The following is a 17,562-nucleotide window of genomic DNA, read 5'->3' on the forward strand; positions in this document are numbered from 1 at the left end:
ACAATGTTGCCCGATAATCGCCAAAGTGCGATCGCCTCCCCTTCTGATCAAAAAACGTAAAATGTGGATACACTACATCCGCTTTTTGTCAACTAGAAGCTTTTAAGGCCGCTTCCGCTTGGGAGTGCAACAACAAACCGTACTCTAAGCCCTCCACCACCGCTTGATAGGAAGCCGCCAAAATATTGGTGGAAACCCCTACTGTCGTCCAGCGTTGACGACCATTGCCTGATTCTACAAACACACGGGTTTTTGCCGCAGTGCCCGTATGTCCGTTGAGAATCCGCACTTTGTAATCTGTCAAATCAAAGGTCGCGATTTGGGGATAAAAGTTCACCAAAGCCTTGCGTAAAGCTGCATCCAAAGCTGCCACGGGCCCGTTTCCTTCGGCCGCCTCGAGAATATTTTTCCCATCAACAGCGACTTTGACTGTAGCTAGGGCATTGCTAGTTTCTTTCCCCTCAATCAAGTCACAATGGACTTGAAAACCTTTGACTTCAAAAAACTTCTGGCGACCTCCCAAAGCTTCGTGCATCAACAGTACAAAACTGGCCTCTGCTGCTTCAAATTGAAATCCTTCACTCTCTAAATCTTTGAGGCGCTGAAGAATTTCCCTAGCTTCTGCCTTTTGCTGATCCAATTCAATCCCAAAACTGCGGGCTTTGGCTAAAACATTGCTCAGTCCAGACTGTTCCGAAATCACAATGCGGCGACGATTCCCGACTTGTTCCGGTTGAATGTGTTCGTAAGTGAGGGGATTACGTTCCACAGCTGATACATGAATACCGCCCTTATGGGCAAAAGCCGAACGTCCCACAAAGGGAGCGTGTTCATCTGGCGCGAGGTTGACCACCTCACTCACAAAACGACTAGCTTCTGTAAGTTGTGTGAGCTGGTCTTCTGTGATACAACTGTAACCCGCCTTCAGTTGTAAATTGGGAATTAACGAACAGAGGTTAGCATTACCGCAACGTTCACCGTAACCATTAATTGTGCCCTGTACCATCTTTGCCCCTGCCATGACGGCGGCTATGGCGTTAGCAACCGCCATTTCCGAATCATTATGAGTGTGAATTCCAATTTGAGGGATTGGGGAAGGTGGGGCCCCCTCTGGGGATAAGGGGTAATGGGGATTAGAGATTGGGGACTGGGAAGAGTCTTTCCTAGCCCCCAGTCCCCAGTCCCCAGTCCCCAATTCCCCAGTCACTCTTACCACATCTTGAACAATTTGGCTAATTTCGTGGGGTAAAGTGCCGCCATTGGTATCACAAAGGACTAGCCATTCAGCACCAGATGCGATCGCAGCCTCTAATGTCTGTAAAGCATAATCTCGATTGTGCTTATAGCCATCAAACCAATGTTCGGCATCGTAGATAATGCGACGTCCTTGAGAACGGAGGTACTCAATTGTGTCGCGAATCATCGCCAAATTTTCTTCTAATGTCGTCTTGAGGCCCGTTGTCACGTGTAAATCCCAAGACTTGCCAAAAATTGTTACCCAGCGAGTTCCCGCAGCCAAAATATCCTGTAGCATCGGTTCTGTTGCGGCAATGGAGTTGGGGCGGCGAGTCGAACAAAAAGCAACAATTTCAGCCTGTTTGAGCGGATCTTCTTGGAGTTGCCAGAAAAATTGTACATCCTTGGGATTGGCACCAGGCCAACCGCCTTCAATGAAGGGAATTCCCAGTTGATCGAGTCTACGGGCAATGCGTAACTTATCTTCTATCGATACTGATAGTCCCTCGCGCTGAGTGCCATCCCGTAATGTAGTGTCATAGAGCCAAAGTTGAGGTGAGGAATTTGGGGTCATAAAACTGGGACCGACGAGACAACTTTCGAGGCAATGTGTCAATATACAACAAAAAGCCAGTTTGGCAATTTAAAAATGCCTAAAGTACTAGCTGAAGGTAAAACAATTGATTGCGAGCAGGGAAGCAATCTCCGAAAAATTTTGCTGCAAAATAGTATTGATCTCTACAATGACGGTGCTAAGGTAATAAACTGTCGGGGAATTGGCAGTTGCGGTACCTGTACGGTTAAGGTAGAGGGCAAAGTATCAGCAGCGAATTGGCGTGATCGAGCACGGCGTTCGCTTCCTCCCCATTCTCCTACAACAGACTTACGTTTAGCCTGTCAAACTCAGGTTTTAGGCGATGTGAAAGTGACAAAGTTTGATGGATTTTGGGGACAAGGTTCTCGAATAGTGTGGACACCAAAAGGTTAAAAAGGAGTAAAACAAGATGGGTAGATGGACACCCTTAATTTTGATGGCTGGAGGTTTAGCCATTCTGCTTGGTACGTTACTAGGCATCAACTTTCCTATGGGCGTACAAAGCGCTAACGCTCCCGGTGGCAAAGCAGCAAAAGTCCTGCCAGCTAATATCAATGTTAATAGCAGTGCTGGCAGCAAGAATGAAGAAACTGCAACAGAAGGAAATGAAACAACAACTGAAACAAACGAAAACAGACGCACTATTGTAGCCCCAAGACCTGACAACCGGAGTAACGTTGCCCAGAATCCCTCTGATGACTCAACATCACCTGCTGACAGTACAACAGACGGCAGTACAGATTCTTCAGAAACAAGCACGCCATCCAGCAATACAAATCAAGGCAACGAACCGATTCGCGCCTTGTGGTAACGATAGATCCGTCTTTAGTTACAAGTTATAAGTTATAAGTTATGAGTTATTAGTTATGAGTTATTAGTTATGTACTAATGATAAATGGCTAATGATAAATGACTAATGACTAATGACTAATGACTAGTGAGACTGTAATTATTGGTGGCGGCGTTATTGGTTTAGCGATCGCCATTGAACTAAAACTGCGCGGGGCACAGGTCACCGTGCTTTGTCGTGACTTCCAGGCTGCCGCTACCCACGCCGCCGCTGGGATGTTGGCGCCAGATGCGGAAAACATCTCAAATGAGGCAATGCGTTCATTGTGTTGGCGATCGCGTGCTTTATATCCCGACTGGACGCGCAAATTAGAAGAACTGACCGGCTTAAATACTGGTTACTGGCCCTGCGGTATTCTCGCACCCCTCTTTGAAGAAAGCAGGGGAGCAGGGGAGCAGGGGAGCAGGGGAGCAGGGGAGCAGGGAAAACTTCTCTCCTCTGCCCCTCTGCCCCTCCGCCCCTCTGCTAGCGAAGAGTCCCCGGCTTACTGGTTAAACAAAGAGGCAATTCATCAATATCAGCCAGGATTGGGAGCAGAGGTAGTTGGTGGCTGGTGGTATCCTGAAGACGCACAAGTTGATAATAAGGCTCTAGCTCACGTATTGTGGACAGCAGCTGAGTCTGTTGGTGTTGAACTCAAAGATGGCATTACAGTAGAAGCATTTTTACAGCAGCAGGGACAAGTGATTGGCGTGCAAACCAATGCTGGAATAATTCGCGCCACGCACTATGTTTTAGCTTCAGGTGCTTGGTCAAATGAATTGTTACCCCTACCTGTGCTACCCAGAAAAGGACAAATGCTGAGTGTGCGGATACCGCAATTTGTGCCAGAATTGCCCTTAAAGCGGGTTTTGTTTGGGCAGGATATTTATATCGTACCAAGGCGCGATCGCCTGGTTCTTGGGGCAACAAGCGAAGATGTTGGCTTCATTGCCGACAACACCCCAGAAGGTATTCAAAAATTACTACAAGCTGCCATCCGGCTGTATCCCCAATTAAAGCATTATCCCATCCAGGAATTTTGGTGGGGATTTCGCCCAGCTACCCCTGATGAGTTGCCCATCCTTGGCACTAGCCACTGTCAAAATTTAACCCTTGCTACTGGTCATTACCGCAACGGGATTTTACTTGCGCCCATAACTGCCGCTTTGATTGCCGATTTAATCTTGGAACAAAAGTCTGACCCCTTACTTGCTGATTTTCACTATTCGCGCTTCCAGTCCAAGCCATCTACCTCCACTGCAATGCTGACTCACTCTGCCAATTTCTCCAACGGACACCACCCTGCCATATCGCCACAGCAGCCACCACTTGCGATTCAAGACTCACCACTAATTATTGCTGGCAAAATCTTCCAATCTCGCTTGATGACGGGAACTGGTAAATATCGCAGCATCGAAGAAATGCAGCAAAGCGTCGCCGCCAGCGATTGCCAGATTGTCACTGTGGCAGTCCGACGGGTACAAACCAAAGCCCCCGGCCATGAAGGTTTAGCAGAAGCCTTAGATTGGACAAAAATTTGGATGTTGCCCAATACCGCAGGTTGCCAAACTGCTGAAGAGGCGATTCGGGTGGCGCGTTTAGGGCGAGAAATGGCGAAATTGTTAGGGCAGGAAGATAATAATTTTGTCAAGTTAGAAGTAATACCTGACCTTAAGTATTTACTCCCAGATCCGATTGGAACACTGCAAGCCGCAGAACAACTAGTCAAAGAAGGCTTTGCAGTATTGCCTTATATCAATGCTGACCCCATGTTAGCCAAGCGTTTAGAAGAGGTAGGCTGTGTTACAGTAATGCCTTTGGCATCGCCGATTGGTTCTGGACAAGGGCTAAAAACAACCGCCAATATCCAAATCATCATCGAAAATGCAGGTGTGCCAGTGGTGGTAGATGCTGGTATTGGTTCACCCTCAGAAGCCGCCCAGGCAATGGAATTGGGAGCAGATGTTTTGTTGATTAATAGTGCGATCGCTCTTTCTCCAAACCCACCAGCAATGGCTCGCGCGATGAATTTAGCGACAGTTGCCGGTCGTCTAGCATACCTTGCTGGCAGAATGCCCATCAAAGATTACGCCAGTCCTAGTTCACCTTTAACTGGGACGATTACTAGTTAGGACTGGGGACTGGGGACTGGGGACTGGGGACTGGGGACTGGGGAATTAAGATAACGCTTTGAGTTCTGAAGTTGAAGTTTAAAATGATGAGTTGAGAATTATGAGCTTAAAGTTTCGAGTTATGAAGCTGAAATAATAATCTTTCCTCTCAACTCCCCAATCTCCAATTCCCAATCCCCAATGTAACGATTTGTCTATCAGTTTAAGAGCGGATTTAGCATTTATGTAACATTAAATGAACGATAAACATAAAGGAATTCATTCATGCCCTATACAAATGAAGAAGGTGGTCTTCTAAATAATTTTGCCCGCGAACCAAAAATCTATCAAGCAGAACCTGCCACAGAAGGGCAAAAGCGAACCTATATTTTCTTGGGAATCGCAGCTACAGCTTTGGTTGGTGGCCTGATTTTAGTAGCCTTCTTTGTTTCCAATGCCAGTTGATCTTTCCGTTGGGCGTAAAACATTTTAATAAAATTTCATCTTTATAGTTTTTCAGGTTCCGATTTTAAAAGGGGCCTGCTTTTTTGTTTTTTGTTAAAATTGAGTTAGCAATTAAAGTATAATTATACACTTTCTTCTTTCTACTAGACCTGAAAGTTCAATATATCCTGAACAGCACAACATCTAGTCGTTAAAAATCATTTTTATTATGAGTTTAGCCCACTTAGATGCATCCAGAAAGGTGATATATACTGTGTTTTGGCTCTTTAGCCGCTATGAGCGTGAATGATACTGCACACAACAATAATTCTACTTGGAATCGGCAAGTATACCACCGCCTGAAACTTGCCCTAAGTCTTGGCTTACGACGGCAACTTTTTTTAGCAGTATGTGATGATTTACACTTAAGAAATCAGGTAGCAGCCCGTTTGCATTCTACATTGGCTTATCCTCTTGGACAGTTGCTATATCAGTCATCAAATGTTCAGGAAAATAGCACTCCAGCTTATCCGCGATTAGTCACGTTGCGTTTAAATTTAAACGATCCCAATCCCATAGTTCAGATTAATCAATGGTTGGCTAATTATCCACCGCCAATTGTGGGAGCATCAAAAGATACCCCTGGAAGACCTTTTCCAGTACCAGCATTTCAGATTGTCGGCGTGGAGCATCTCACCAAGCAACCAGTCGCGATACAACGTTTATTTTTGCACTATCTCCGCTTAAGCGAACAATATTTCTCTCCACAAGAATCCAGCCGATTTCTAGAATCTAACTTGCTGTTGTGGATACCGCGTCCTTGGTTGTCTGCTATCAAGCAATCAGCACCACAGTTTTGGCGTTCCCGGACTGGCGTATTTGTGTTTGCTGGAGAACCCACACCAGCAACTCAAAATTCCGGCTATCCAGAACGTTTTTCTAGTTCTCGAAGCTTGGATTTAGGGAATATTGAGCAGTCGATTCTAGATGAATCTGTTAACCAAGCAGAACTCACAACTGCAACCACTGAGTTAAACTTTGACAACAATTCCGATTTCCCAGTAGAGATACAAGGGAATGGTGTACATAAAACCCAGGAAGTTTCGTTGTCTACAGCGGATTTATTGAAGGCTGCGCCACAACAGCAGGAAGCTATTAATAGGTCTGGTAGTAGCAGTAAGAATCAATCGCTGTCGTCTTTATCTTATATTAGCAGTGAGTTAACGGAGCTAGTAATAGCCACAATCAACACAAATACTGCTCAAAATACTGAGGATTTATTACAACCGCAGCAGATTTTGTTAGAGATTGAAGAATTACACGAAAAGCAAGTTTCAGGGGAGATACTGGCGGAAGCTTATCATCGCTTGGGCACTTTATACCGTGTTCGTATTGAGCAAGGAGAGTCAACTCTAGAAAATCTGATGGTAGCAATTATTGCCTATCAGGAGGCAATTAGCTATGACGAAAACTCGCCGCAACTCCCAGATATCTTGAATGATTTGGGTACACTCTACTGGATGCTATACCGCACACCACCCAATTCTGAGGAAGGACAAACTTATATAGAGCAGGCAATAGAATTTTATCAGTTGGCGTTAAAGATGATTTCTCCTCAGACACATTTGGAAACTTATGCTCGTGTGCAAAATAATTTGGGGACAGCCTATGGTGATTTAGCTCGTTTTTCTCACCCATCTGAAAATTGGCAGCAAGCAATTTTAGCTTATAGTGAAGCACTCAGCTACCGTACAGCTGATATGGACTCATTAAAGTATGCGGCTTGTCAGAACAATTTGGGTACTGCTTACTGGCATCTGGGGCAATACAACCAACCAATTGTGCATTTAAAGAAAGCGATCGCAGCTTACAACGAAGCACTTTTACACTACAACCCACAAGAGGAACCGCTCAAGTATGGCATGATTCAAAATAATATCGGTACTGCTTGCTGGAATCTGGCACAATACGAACAACCTGCCCAAAATCTCCAGTTAGCTATAGATGTCTACAGGGAAGCTCTCAAGTATCGCACCCCAGCTAATGTTCCCAGTGCCTGCGCCGCTACACAAAATAATCTAGGTACTGCTTACTGCCATCTAGCAAACCTATCGCAGACAACTAAAGAGGCCCGGCAAAAGTATCTGCAACTATGTATCAGCGCTTACGAAGAAGCTATAGCTTTGGCTCACTCACTGAGCGGGACTTCTTTAAGTTTTGATTTGCTTGCTTCTTATAATAATCTGGGACTAGCACATTATCAGCTAGTAATAGATAAGTCTTTTAATGGAGATAAAGCTACACGTTCTCAACACTTAGAAGTAGCATTAGATAACCATTTACAAGCCTTAAACGGATTAAGTAAACAACCAGAGGCTTATCAAACAACCTTCACTTATGTGGTGAAAACTATTCGTGCTTTTCATAATGAATTAGGGATACAGGGACAAAATCTAGCTTTATCTAAAGTTCCTAGTCAGTTGTTGCCAGAAATTTTGTCAAAGTTATAAAGCATATACCGAAAACCCTTGCAGTCATGGACTTCAAACAAATAAAAATGTAGAGATGCGATAATTGCATCTCTACAAGGGATTGTCGTTTTTTAAGCCAACTATGCAGGGTTAGGTTGAGTTCGGCTTTGAAGTAGCTGGATAATTGCAGCTTTTTCTAAGATTCCAACTAGGACGCCATTCTCACGAATCACGGGAAGCACAGATAGTCTTTGTTGTTCGAGTAACTGCATGACTTCCAGCAGAGGTTGATCGGATTGGACTGTGGTAGATTCGGTAATTGGTCGCATAACTTCTTTAACTTGAGTTTCTGACCATAGTGCTGTTGGGATGGTTCGTAAATTATCAACAGCGATCGCACCTACTAATTGTCCATCATCATCAGTCACTAAGAACCGATGCCAGTTTTGCCCACTGATGACTCGCTCATCGGCAAACTCTCTCAGGGTAAGATTAGCAGATACAATCGGGCTGTCATGAGTTACAGCATCCTCGGCTGTCAAACCTGTGAGTTTTTCTTGGACTCTGGCAAATTGAGCCGAATTACCAGCATTTTGCAATAAGAAGAAGCCAACTAACAAATTCCAGAAGTTACCGGCGTTGCCAAATAATAGTAGGGGAACTACACCAGAAAGAATTGCTACCCAACCAAAGATTTGCCCAACTCGACTCGCAAAGGTTACACCTTTATAAGGATTACCTGTAATCTTCCAAACGATAGCTTTCAGTATATTTCCACCATCTAAGGGCAAGCCAGGAATCAGGTTAAACAGGGCTAATGCCAAGTTAACAGAAGCTAGAACACCAAGAATTGCAGCTAACGGCCCCGATGCAGTAGTAGTAACACCAATCGCTGTAACGATACCGCACAAGAGTAAACTAACTAAAGGCCCGGCGATCGCTACCCAGAAAGCCTCACCTGGAGTTTTCGACTCTTTTTCTAAGCTCGCTAAACCGCCAAATATAAACAGCGTGATGGATTTGACATCAATTCCCTGACCAATCGCAACAAAACTGTGGCCTAATTCATGGGCGACGACAGAGGCAAATAACATCAGCGCTGTCATCAATCCTAGGAGCAAAGCTAATCCCGCAGACAATTGGGGAAATTGCGCCGCCAGTCCACTGCTATAGCTCCAAGTTACTAAACCCAGAACTAAAAACCATGACGGATGGATATAGAAGGGAATTCCGAAGAGATTACCAACGCGAATTGTGCCATTCATGTCGTTCACCTTTGATTTCAGCTTCGAGAAGTTTGCTTTCTTCCTTCTCGATGTCTCCAGTGTAACGAAAGGTTAAGAGATTTTAATCTTGATGGCGGTAGTGGTGTCCGTCCGCAAAGGTGTGGTTATTGGTAATATTGTCCAATAACTCTCACTACCTTTCGATTGCTACATCAGGCAGCCGACTCCATTCATTCCAAGAGCCATCATAATTCCGAACATTCGGATAGCCCAATAAATACTTCAAGACAAACCAGGTATATCCAGAACGCCCACCGATGGCACAGTAGGGAAACACTTCTTTTTCAACCGTAATGCCCTTACTCTCATAAAGATTTTTCAAATCGTTGAATGATTTAAAAGTCCCATCCTCGTTAAAAGTTAAAATATGCTCAAGATGCACTGCACCGGGAATATGTCCAGTCCGTTGGTCTGCTTTTGGTGGCTGATCGAAAAACCACTCACCGCAGTATTCTTGCAGTGTTCGGACATCCAACAACACCCTATCGCTTCGACCTATTGATGCCTGAACTTCATTTTGTAATACTCGCAGATGAGCATCAATACCTGTAGCACGGTAATCAGTAGAAGCAAACGTAGATAATTCAGTTGCTAGTGGACAACCTTCTGATTTCCATTTTTGGTAGCCGCCATTGAGAACTCGTACATTCTCATGTCCAAAGACTTTCAACAACCAGAAAATCCAGGCTCCCGTTCCCGGATAACTGCCATAAGCAATCACTGTGGTGTCATTGGTGATGCCTGAACATGCCATCAGCTTTTCAAAAGCGATCGCATCCAAATTCATCTTCAAATCGGGCAAGAGTAAGTCTGTAAATATGTTCCAGAAGACAGCACCAGGTATGTGAGCATTTTTGTACGGCTCTGGACTCATATCCACTTCAATAATGCGGATGTTTGGATCGTTAAGATGATTTGTAAGCCACTGGGTATCAACGAGAACAGATGGATCAGCGTATTGAGACACTTTTATTTCTCCTGTAATAGCGCGAAAAGAATTGAAACTTGTGTTTTCTCAACGATTTAGTCTTGGTTGTAGTTGGGAAATACGATGTGCGATGTTCGATGCACTAAGGTTGTGGAAATAGAGAATAAAGAAAAGCCGATGAGTGGGTGGAATACTGCTAAAGGCAAAAAATGCAAGTGAATTGTGAGAAATTGCAGTCCTAGCAGGACTGGCATACTTGCTGTAAGGTTTCGGACTCTTCGAGGAAACGGAATTAAAAACACCCATACCAACAAAATTAGTGAGAGTCCGCCATATCCTCGCACGAGCCAAATATGTAGGTTCCACCAATCAGAGTTGTAAAAGTAAGCTAGTCCAACACTGAATATTTGGATTATTAAACAGAGATTGAAAAGCACTGCGGCGATAAAAAAACTGATTTGAATCCAGCGCCTGGATATCTGTGTGTCATCAATGCCAGAATTTACAGTCATGTAAAGTAATCCCAAAAACCAAACAAAGGATTTGAGTTGGTGTGACTAAAGCTAAGATAGGTCTGGTTGCGATACTGCGGCTAGACCTCGAACGAGTACACTTTGCAAATCATGGTTGCCTTACAAGCTCTATTTCATGGAATTGCTCAAGCTCAAGATGAACAGACTTTGCGATCGCACATATCCGCAGAAATGAGTGAGTATTTTTCAGCTACACGATGTGGGCTATTTTTCTTTGCCCAAATTTCTTTAGTTGACAGCAAGATTCAAAAAGCACTGCAAATTGGCTTATCACCTCAACACAATCCAGTTGCACGCTACTTGCTAGAACGCCATGCCCCTGTTCATGAAGCTTTGGTAGTAGAACCTAAAACATGGAAATTGATTTGTCCTCGTGCCGATCACTGGCACGTGATGGCAGGGCCAATTGTCAGCAATGGTGAGTTAGTGGGTGTGGTAGGTTTGACGCGTCAGCAAGGAATGCCTGCATTTGATTCACAAAATCTTACAGATTTGAGTGCGCTTTGTCTGCACATTTCTACTTGGGTGGCAATGGCGCAATTGCAACAACCACTATTACAGACAAAGCGTTTAACGCCTCGTGAAATGCAAATTGCTTCCTTGGTGGCTCAAGGACAAACTAACGCAGAAATTAGTGCTGAACTTTGGATTACTGAAAACTCTGTCAAGCAAGCCTTAAAAAGGATGTTTCGCAAGCTTGAGGTTTCATCTCGCGCTCACATGGTTGCAAAGCTTTCCACCATTTCAAAATAAATCACCTTTTATTCGCCTGATTAATCCCGAATTTCTCTTCTCATCTTCCCCTGATAACCATTTCTATGAAAATTAAAGTGAAACGCTATCAGGGGGGAATTTTCTGGCTTAGGCATTCACTTATGCTGTAATTGTCTCCATCTGCTGAGAACTTTTCTGCAACATCTGAGCAATTATATCAGCGGGCATAGGACAACTGAAGTAGTAACCCTGACCTTCATGACATCCCTGCATTTTCAGGTAGTCAAGCTGTTCTTGAGTTTCCACACCCTCTGCCGTGATCTTCAATCGCAAGCTCTTTGCGAGGGCAATAATGGCATCAGTGACGGCAGCGCTATCAGGATTGGACATGACATCCTGTACAAATGACTGATCAATCTTGAGCATATTCACGGGAAAGCGCTTCAAGTAGTTGAGGGAGGAATAACCGGTACCGAAGTCGTCTAGAGCTAACCATATACCCAGTTGTCGTAATTGTTTTAAGGTTTTAACCGATCGCTCCATATCAGCCATCAAGAAGCTTTCTGTCACTTCCAGTTCCAGGCAAGATGCTTGGAGTCCAGTCTCCTCAAGAATTTGGCAGACGATCTCAACTAGATACGGCTGTTCAAACTGTCGAGCTGACAGATTTACAGATATCCGAATTGAGGTAAATCCAGCTTGCTGCCAAGCACGGTTTTGGGTACAAGCAGTCCGCAAAACCCATTCACCAATAGGTACGATCAAACCATTGGCTTCTGCAATGGGAATAAACTTTGCTGGAGAAACCAAACCTAATGTAGGATGCTGCCAGCGAACCAATGCTTCCATAGCTGTAATTTGTCCGCTGTGTAAATCAACCAGAGGTTGATAATAAACCAGCATTTCGTTGCGCCCAAGCGCCCCATGTAATTCATTTTCTAAAGTCAGTCGCTCTTGCAACTGAGCATTAATTTCTAATGAATAGTATTGGTATTGGCTACGCCCTTGCTGCTTCGCTTCATACAGTGCTATGTGAGCCTGTTGCAAGAGTTGATCTACGCTCTTACGATCATTTAGTCCATTAATTGTGATGCCGATGCTGGCGGTGATATGAATCAAGTTCCCTTCTAGCGAAAAGGGTTTGCTCAGGGTACTTAACAGCAGCTGAGATAGCTTAACCACACTTTCAAAAGAAACAATTTCTATGCGGGCAATGGCAAATTCATCTCCACTCAAATGGGCAAGAATATCTGTTTGTGCTATGCAGGATGATAATCTCTGGGCAACTGCTCTTAACAATAAATTTGTTGTCTGATGCTCCAACCCATGACTCATAGCAGTGAAATCATCAATACCCAGCAAAAAGACAGCTACAAGGCGCTGGTTATTCTCAGGTTTGGATAGAGTCTGATGGAGGCGATCGCAGAATAAATCACGATTGGGCAATCCAGTAAGGTCATCATAATTACTGATGTAGTGAATTAACTCATCTAATTTGTGAAGAGTTTGTGAGGTATGTGCCATCAATGTACCCGCTTCATCAGCAAATTCTGTGGGCAATTCAGGTAAGGTTTTGGTGTTCAGATAGTTTTGCAATGCAGCAGATGTCAAAATAACCGGTTTGAGGAGGTGGTGTAGTGCGTAGAGGGTGGCGGCTGTACCTGCTAACGTCGCCAACAGAGCAATGATCATAATTTGTGCCGCCATCTCCAACGAATAGGAGTTTGAGATGACAAAACTCAAAAGTAAGGTCAAAAGTGGTACGTGAGTGCCCAAAAATGCCACCAACATAATTTTAGCGGTGTAACTTTTTTTGAGCCATCTGAAATGAGCTAGGAACGAGTAGAGGTAGAGATTGTGATTGATCTTCATAAATTCTGTTCCATAGTTGGCAAATTAGTTCCGAGCTATTCAGACAAAAGAGTATTTTGGATTCATATTCCAGTGGAATTAGCTCTTATGGAACCCAACCCTGATCAGGTCATATATTATGTTTCCCAATCTAGGTTTATACTTGATATGGATAACGATAAAGTTTCTGTAAAACTTATCCATCAGCAATTTCCCAATTAATACTGAAATTCAACTTGACAGACAGCTAGTACAACACGGCGGAAATAAACCACCCATTCCAAATCAATGAAATGCTTACGCTGTATTCATTTTTAATTTTTAATTTTTAATTTTTAATTCCGCCTTGCGGTACTAGTCTAATTCATACATCTGTTTATGCTTGGCTAAAAGCTCTTGATATTTATCGTTTGTCTTTGCTTCTACCCACTTGGCTTTAAATATTGCCGCTGATTCTGCTTTAACTGGATCTACTTCATAAGGAAGAATTTCTTTTTTGGAACCGGAAGCTTCCGAATTTTGTTTATATTTCCTGCCGCTTTTATGATTAGCATAACGGCGAGATCGAGTATAACCCATTTGGATAAACTTCCGTGCCATATCTGCGCCGACGAAATCATCTTTTTCTAAATAATCAAGAAAAATCCCATAGATTTTTTCACTCGACTCTCTAGCAATCTCAGGAGTTTTGAACCGCCAGTAGGGAAGAATTTCTGATTTGTATGGTTCAACCAAAAGTACACCCTGCTCACCCTTGCCAACACGATAGAGTTCAGGATGTTGGCGAAAATTGATATTTTTAAAGTCTAAAGAATAATCAAAAGCCATGCTAAGTGTTTATTATGAATAATAAACTTTAAGAAAGAAGTTGAGCTTCTATCTCTGTAGGGAAATTTTGTTTTATGATGCTATCTAGCACCCAATCTGTGAACTGTGTCCTTGCTCCGGGCAATCTGCGTAAAGTGCATCACATTGCCCTCAACGTCCAGGATATGCAAGCCTCGCGCTACTTTTATGGCACAATCTTGGGTTTGCATGAACTTACAGGAGACGAAGTACCCGCAACTCTGGTGGAACTTGTCGCATCTGGGAAAGTAGCCAACTTCATCACCCCAGATGGTACAATTCTGGATTTATTTGGGGAACCAGAATTATCACCACCAAATCCAGACCCAGAAAAGACTTTCACCAGAGCCTACCATCTAGCCTTTGACATAGATCCACAGTTATTTGATCGCGCGGTGACAGTGATCAGAGAAAATAAAATAGCGATCGCACATGGTCCAGTCATTCGTCCTACTGGTAGAGGAGTATATTTTTACGATCCAGATGGCTTTATGATTGAAATTCGTTGCGATCCAGAAGCTAGTTAACTTAGGGGTAATCACAAAGTATTTACTATGACCGCGAAACTCATACAAAGATTTAAAGTAATTGAAGACACAATTACAAAACCGCCAATTCCCCACGAACCATACAAGCAATCATTGAAAGCCTGGGCAATGTATTGTTTGCGAGACAAAGGTTTTATAGTCGTTTATGCTCAAAATGCCGACTTTGCCATTGAAACTAAAGGCGCAGAAAAGCTATATTTTAAAGTTTCAAATAGCCCCGATGATTTAGATAATTCTCTTAGCTGGATTGTTTGGGATAGTGCAACAAAAAGCGCCAGTCTCATTCCCCAAAAAATAGACTGATGCCAAAAAATTGCTTGAACCGAGCAATACCTTGGCCAATTTACAAGGCTTGGGAATGTGGTTGAATAGAGTGAATACGACCTAAACCTGCGAGCTTACGAAAAATCTTATCCAATCAAATAGGCTCAGGTTTTGGCGAAGGTATTGATAGAGAATTATTATTTATTCCCTGCGATCAAACTGCGGTTTATTACTGAGATAAAACCGTGAAATTCACGGTTCTTGCAAATAAGGCGTCATGTTTCAAAATACAATATTTTGCGATGCCTGCGGCGGGCTACGCCTATGCACCTGCCGAATGTGGGTTGAATTTCATCTGTCCGAAATTATCGCGGTTATCGCTTGAAGCGATCGGAGGACACAGCATTGCTGTGCCCTTACCGTGTATCGTGATGTATTGTATTCAAAGGAGAAATGCTATAAAAGACACAAGGAATCTGGAGATTTTCGCACAGTAGCGCAGATAATTAATGATTACTCTGGGTTATTTGGCGTTAAAAAACAGTACAAGCCCTGTACGCTGGAAATTTTACCCTCTCTAGTGCCACAGTTAAGCTAACGCGCGTCTAAATTGCACATTTTTCGTTAAGACTGTCATTTGTCATTGAGCATGGGTCATTGGACAACTGATAAATGACTAATGACAAAGGGCAAATTTCACGAATAAATAAGCAATTCAAATGCGTCACAGCCCAGCAATAATTGCAGTTTGCTCCAGAAGCTTAGTATGACAAAGGCATTCCCAAACATAGCATGGCGCTTGAAGAGTACAGCAATCCAGTTGTTGAAAATGGGAAGCTTCCTCATAACCCGTTTTATCGCAAACTGGAAACGCTACTTCCTGGGTGACACCGTTGATGTCCGTCCCTCCCCCTCCTTTGATGTCCGTCCTTCCTTAGCGGGCCCAGTCCTTAGCTTAGGTGGGGGAGGCCCCGATGTCGATGATGCTATCCAATGGATGATTAACCAAGTTCGGGGAAGTAGTAACTCCGCTACCAAAGTTAATGTTGTAGTTCTCCGCACTAATGGTAATCACGATTACAATCGGCTAATTTATGCCATGAAGGGCGTAAATTCTGTGGAAACTCTTGTGATTAGCAATAGGCAAGAGGCAAACAAAGCTGAGATTTTTGAAAAAGTCAGAAATGCTGATGTGGTTTTCTTTGCTGGCGGCGACCAATGTCAATACATCCGCAACTGGAAAGATACCAAGCTAGAAACTGCCGTTAAGTCAGTTTACCTTAAGGGAGGTGGTGTTGGTGGTACCAGTGCGGGTGCAATGATCCAAAGTGATTATATCTATGATGCTTGCGCTTCTTCCGAAAAAGGCATTGAGACTAGAGACGCACTCGAAGATCCCTACCGAGACATTACTTTTACTTACAACTTTTTCAATTGGAGTAATTTAAAGGGAACTATCGTAGATACACACTTCGACAGGCGGGAAAGAATGGGTCGAATTATGACTTTCATTGCCCGTCAAATTAAGGACGGTGTATCTAGCAGCGTTTTAGGTATAGCGGTTAGTGAAAGTACATCGGTTCTTGTGGATAAAAACGGTTTGGTGAAAGTTATGGGTAGGGGTGCGGCGTACTTTGTACTTGGCAATCATCTGCCAGAAGTATGCGAACCCCGAACGCCTTTGACCTTTTCCAATTACAAAATTTGGAAAGTTCGCAGTGGCGACACCTTCAACTTGAGAAACAGACCAACCTCTGGATACTATCTCAGGAGTGTCAAGAGGGGACGGATTGATTCAAATCCTTATTGAATGAATGGACAAGGGAGCAGGGAGCAGGGAGCAGGGAGCAAGGGAGCAAGGGAGCAAGGGAGCAAGGGAGCAAGGGAGAAGAGTTTTCCCCTCCGCCCCCTGCACCCCGCCCCTCTGCCTCTTTTCAATGCCCCATGCCCAATGCCTTCTACTTTCTACCAGGGAACCACACCATTCTCATCAAAAAACCCTCCGCTAGAACCATCATCAGGTAGAGTTGCCAGTCTCACTGGTGCGTAGGCGTAGCCCCCCGTAGGGATCGCTGCCTGTTCAACAGTGCGATACCCTTGGTATTGATTAATGTCAGTTGCTGTGAAACCAGGATCAGCAGCATTGACTTTAATCGCGGTATCTTTTAGATCAGCGGCCAACAGAACTGTAATTGCATTCACTGCTGTCTTTGATGAGTTATAAGCAAGATACTTAAAATCAGTGAACTCATAATTTGGGTCAGAGTTCTGAGTCAAAGAACCTAAACCACTTGATAAATTGACTATTCGCCCTGCTTTTGATTTCTTCAAAAGTGGCAACAGCGCTTTTGTAACTGCAAACACTCCAAATACATTCGTTTCATAAGTGTGTCGCAGTGTTTCAATATCAACTTGACTAGGCGGAAGGCGATCGCCCTCACTTATTATCCCAGCGTTGTTCACAAGGATGTCAAGTTTACCAAATTCGCTCTCGATTTGTTCACTAGTAGAGTTGATTGTTTTTTGGTCGATGACATCAAGTTGAACTGAGCGAGCATCGATCTGATTTAAACGAAGTTTATTCGCCGCTTCTTCACCACGTCCTATATCTCTTGAAGCAATAAGAACAGTAGCACCTCTAGAACCTAGTTGACGTGCAATTTCATAGCCGATACCTTTGTTTGCACCTGTGATCAGCGCAACTTTGCCTTTTAAATCTTCTGACATATTACTTCTCTATTTTGAGCAAGTCTAGTATATAAGTAGTGTGTATCAACACAACGTCCAGAATTTAGTAATCCTACATAGATAATGCTTAACTGTTATGTTTACATCAGTAGTAATTCATACTTTAGATAGCAGTTGAGAAAATGTTTGCAGCTTAAACTAGCAATTGACTCAAA

The 17,562-nt window shown here is 43.6% G+C and carries 16 protein-coding genes; 9 read left to right on the top strand and 7 right to left on the bottom strand.

Annotated elements, in window-relative coordinates:
* Nucleotides 1-88: 88 nt before the first annotated feature.
* A complete protein-coding gene (gene cimA, locus HWQ44_RS24695; protein WP_292724285.1) occupies nt 89-1,810 on the bottom strand; it encodes a citramalate synthase in 1,722 nt (573 codons plus the stop codon).
* A gap of 75 nt (nt 1,811-1,885) precedes the next feature.
* On the opposite strand from cimA, the gene HWQ44_RS24700 reads away from it, so the two are divergent.
* The 5 genes from HWQ44_RS24700 (at nt 1,886) to HWQ44_RS24720 (ending at nt 7,728) form a co-directional block, all read left to right on the top strand.
* A complete protein-coding gene (locus HWQ44_RS24700) occupies nt 1,886-2,224 on the top strand; it encodes a 2Fe-2S iron-sulfur cluster-binding protein (RefSeq protein WP_292724287.1) in 339 nt (112 codons plus the stop codon).
* Between the two features lie 16 nt (nt 2,225-2,240).
* A complete protein-coding gene (locus HWQ44_RS24705; protein ID WP_292724289.1) occupies nt 2,241-2,642 on the top strand; it encodes a hypothetical protein in 402 nt (133 codons plus the stop codon).
* A gap of 119 nt (nt 2,643-2,761) precedes the next feature.
* The gene (thiO, locus tag HWQ44_RS24710) at nt 2,762-4,795 is read left to right on the top strand and encodes a glycine oxidase ThiO (protein WP_292724291.1); all 2,034 of its coding nucleotides are present in this window, start codon (nt 2,762-2,764) and stop codon (nt 4,793-4,795) included.
* Between the two features lie 264 nt (nt 4,796-5,059).
* A complete protein-coding gene (locus tag HWQ44_RS24715; protein ID WP_292724293.1) occupies nt 5,060-5,239 on the top strand; it encodes a ssl1498 family light-harvesting-like protein in 180 nt (59 codons plus the stop codon).
* Nucleotides 5,240-5,514: 275 nt separating this feature from the next.
* A complete protein-coding gene (locus tag HWQ44_RS24720; protein ID WP_292724295.1) occupies nt 5,515-7,728 on the top strand; it encodes a tetratricopeptide repeat protein in 2,214 nt (737 codons plus the stop codon).
* A gap of 101 nt (nt 7,729-7,829) precedes the next feature.
* On the opposite strand, the gene HWQ44_RS24725 is transcribed toward HWQ44_RS24720, so the two are convergent.
* The 3 genes from HWQ44_RS24725 to HWQ44_RS24735 all read right to left on the bottom strand — a co-directional run bounded on the left by HWQ44_RS24725 (nt 7,830) and on the right by HWQ44_RS24735 (nt 10,415).
* Nucleotides 7,830-8,954, bottom strand: coding sequence for a site-2 protease family protein (locus HWQ44_RS24725; RefSeq protein ID WP_292724297.1), 1,125 nt, complete (start codon nt 8,952-8,954; stop codon nt 7,830-7,832).
* A 154-nt stretch (nt 8,955-9,108) separates the two neighbouring features.
* A complete protein-coding gene (locus tag HWQ44_RS24730) occupies nt 9,109-9,942 on the bottom strand; it encodes a sulfurtransferase (RefSeq protein WP_292724298.1) in 834 nt (277 codons plus the stop codon).
* A 56-nt stretch (nt 9,943-9,998) separates the two neighbouring features.
* Nucleotides 9,999-10,415: a DUF6220 domain-containing protein gene (locus tag HWQ44_RS24735; RefSeq protein ID WP_292724300.1), complete on the bottom strand. Its 417-nt coding sequence runs from the start codon at nt 10,413-10,415 to the stop codon at nt 9,999-10,001.
* 111 nt (nt 10,416-10,526) lie between these two features.
* Between HWQ44_RS24735 and HWQ44_RS24740 the strand changes: the two genes are divergently transcribed.
* A complete protein-coding gene (locus tag HWQ44_RS24740) occupies nt 10,527-11,189 on the top strand; it encodes a LuxR C-terminal-related transcriptional regulator (protein ID WP_292724302.1) in 663 nt (220 codons plus the stop codon).
* A gap of 120 nt (nt 11,190-11,309) precedes the next feature.
* Here HWQ44_RS24740 and HWQ44_RS24745 read toward each other — a convergent pair whose 3' ends face one another.
* Complete coding sequence (locus HWQ44_RS24745) at nt 11,310-13,022, bottom strand: bifunctional diguanylate cyclase/phosphodiesterase (RefSeq protein WP_292724304.1); 1,713 nt, start codon at nt 13,020-13,022, stop codon at nt 11,310-11,312.
* A 333-nt stretch (nt 13,023-13,355) separates the two neighbouring features.
* A complete protein-coding gene (locus HWQ44_RS24750) occupies nt 13,356-13,829 on the bottom strand; it encodes a DUF4385 domain-containing protein (protein WP_292724306.1) in 474 nt (157 codons plus the stop codon).
* Nucleotides 13,830-13,906: 77 nt separating this feature from the next.
* Here HWQ44_RS24750 and HWQ44_RS24755 point away from each other — a divergent pair, with 77 nt between their 5' ends.
* From HWQ44_RS24755 to HWQ44_RS24765, 3 genes are all read left to right on the top strand, one after another.
* Nucleotides 13,907-14,374: a VOC family protein gene (locus HWQ44_RS24755; RefSeq protein ID WP_292724347.1), complete on the top strand. Its 468-nt coding sequence runs from the start codon at nt 13,907-13,909 to the stop codon at nt 14,372-14,374.
* 42 nt (nt 14,375-14,416) lie between these two features.
* A complete protein-coding gene (locus tag HWQ44_RS24760; protein WP_292724349.1) occupies nt 14,417-14,698 on the top strand; it encodes a hypothetical protein in 282 nt (93 codons plus the stop codon).
* A gap of 727 nt (nt 14,699-15,425) precedes the next feature.
* Complete coding sequence (locus HWQ44_RS24765) at nt 15,426-16,469, top strand: Type 1 glutamine amidotransferase-like domain-containing protein (RefSeq protein WP_292724308.1); 1,044 nt, start codon at nt 15,426-15,428, stop codon at nt 16,467-16,469.
* Nucleotides 16,470-16,624: 155 nt separating this feature from the next.
* On the opposite strand, the gene HWQ44_RS24770 is transcribed toward HWQ44_RS24765, so the two are convergent.
* Nucleotides 16,625-17,386, bottom strand: coding sequence for an SDR family oxidoreductase (locus HWQ44_RS24770; RefSeq protein WP_292724309.1), 762 nt, complete (start codon nt 17,384-17,386; stop codon nt 16,625-16,627).
* Between the last annotated feature and the right edge of the window lie 176 nt (nt 17,387-17,562).

Origin of the sequence: Nostoc sp. JL34 (assembly GCF_017114945.1) — a bacterium.
GTDB lineage: Bacteria > Cyanobacteriota > Cyanobacteriia > Cyanobacteriales > Nostocaceae > Nostoc.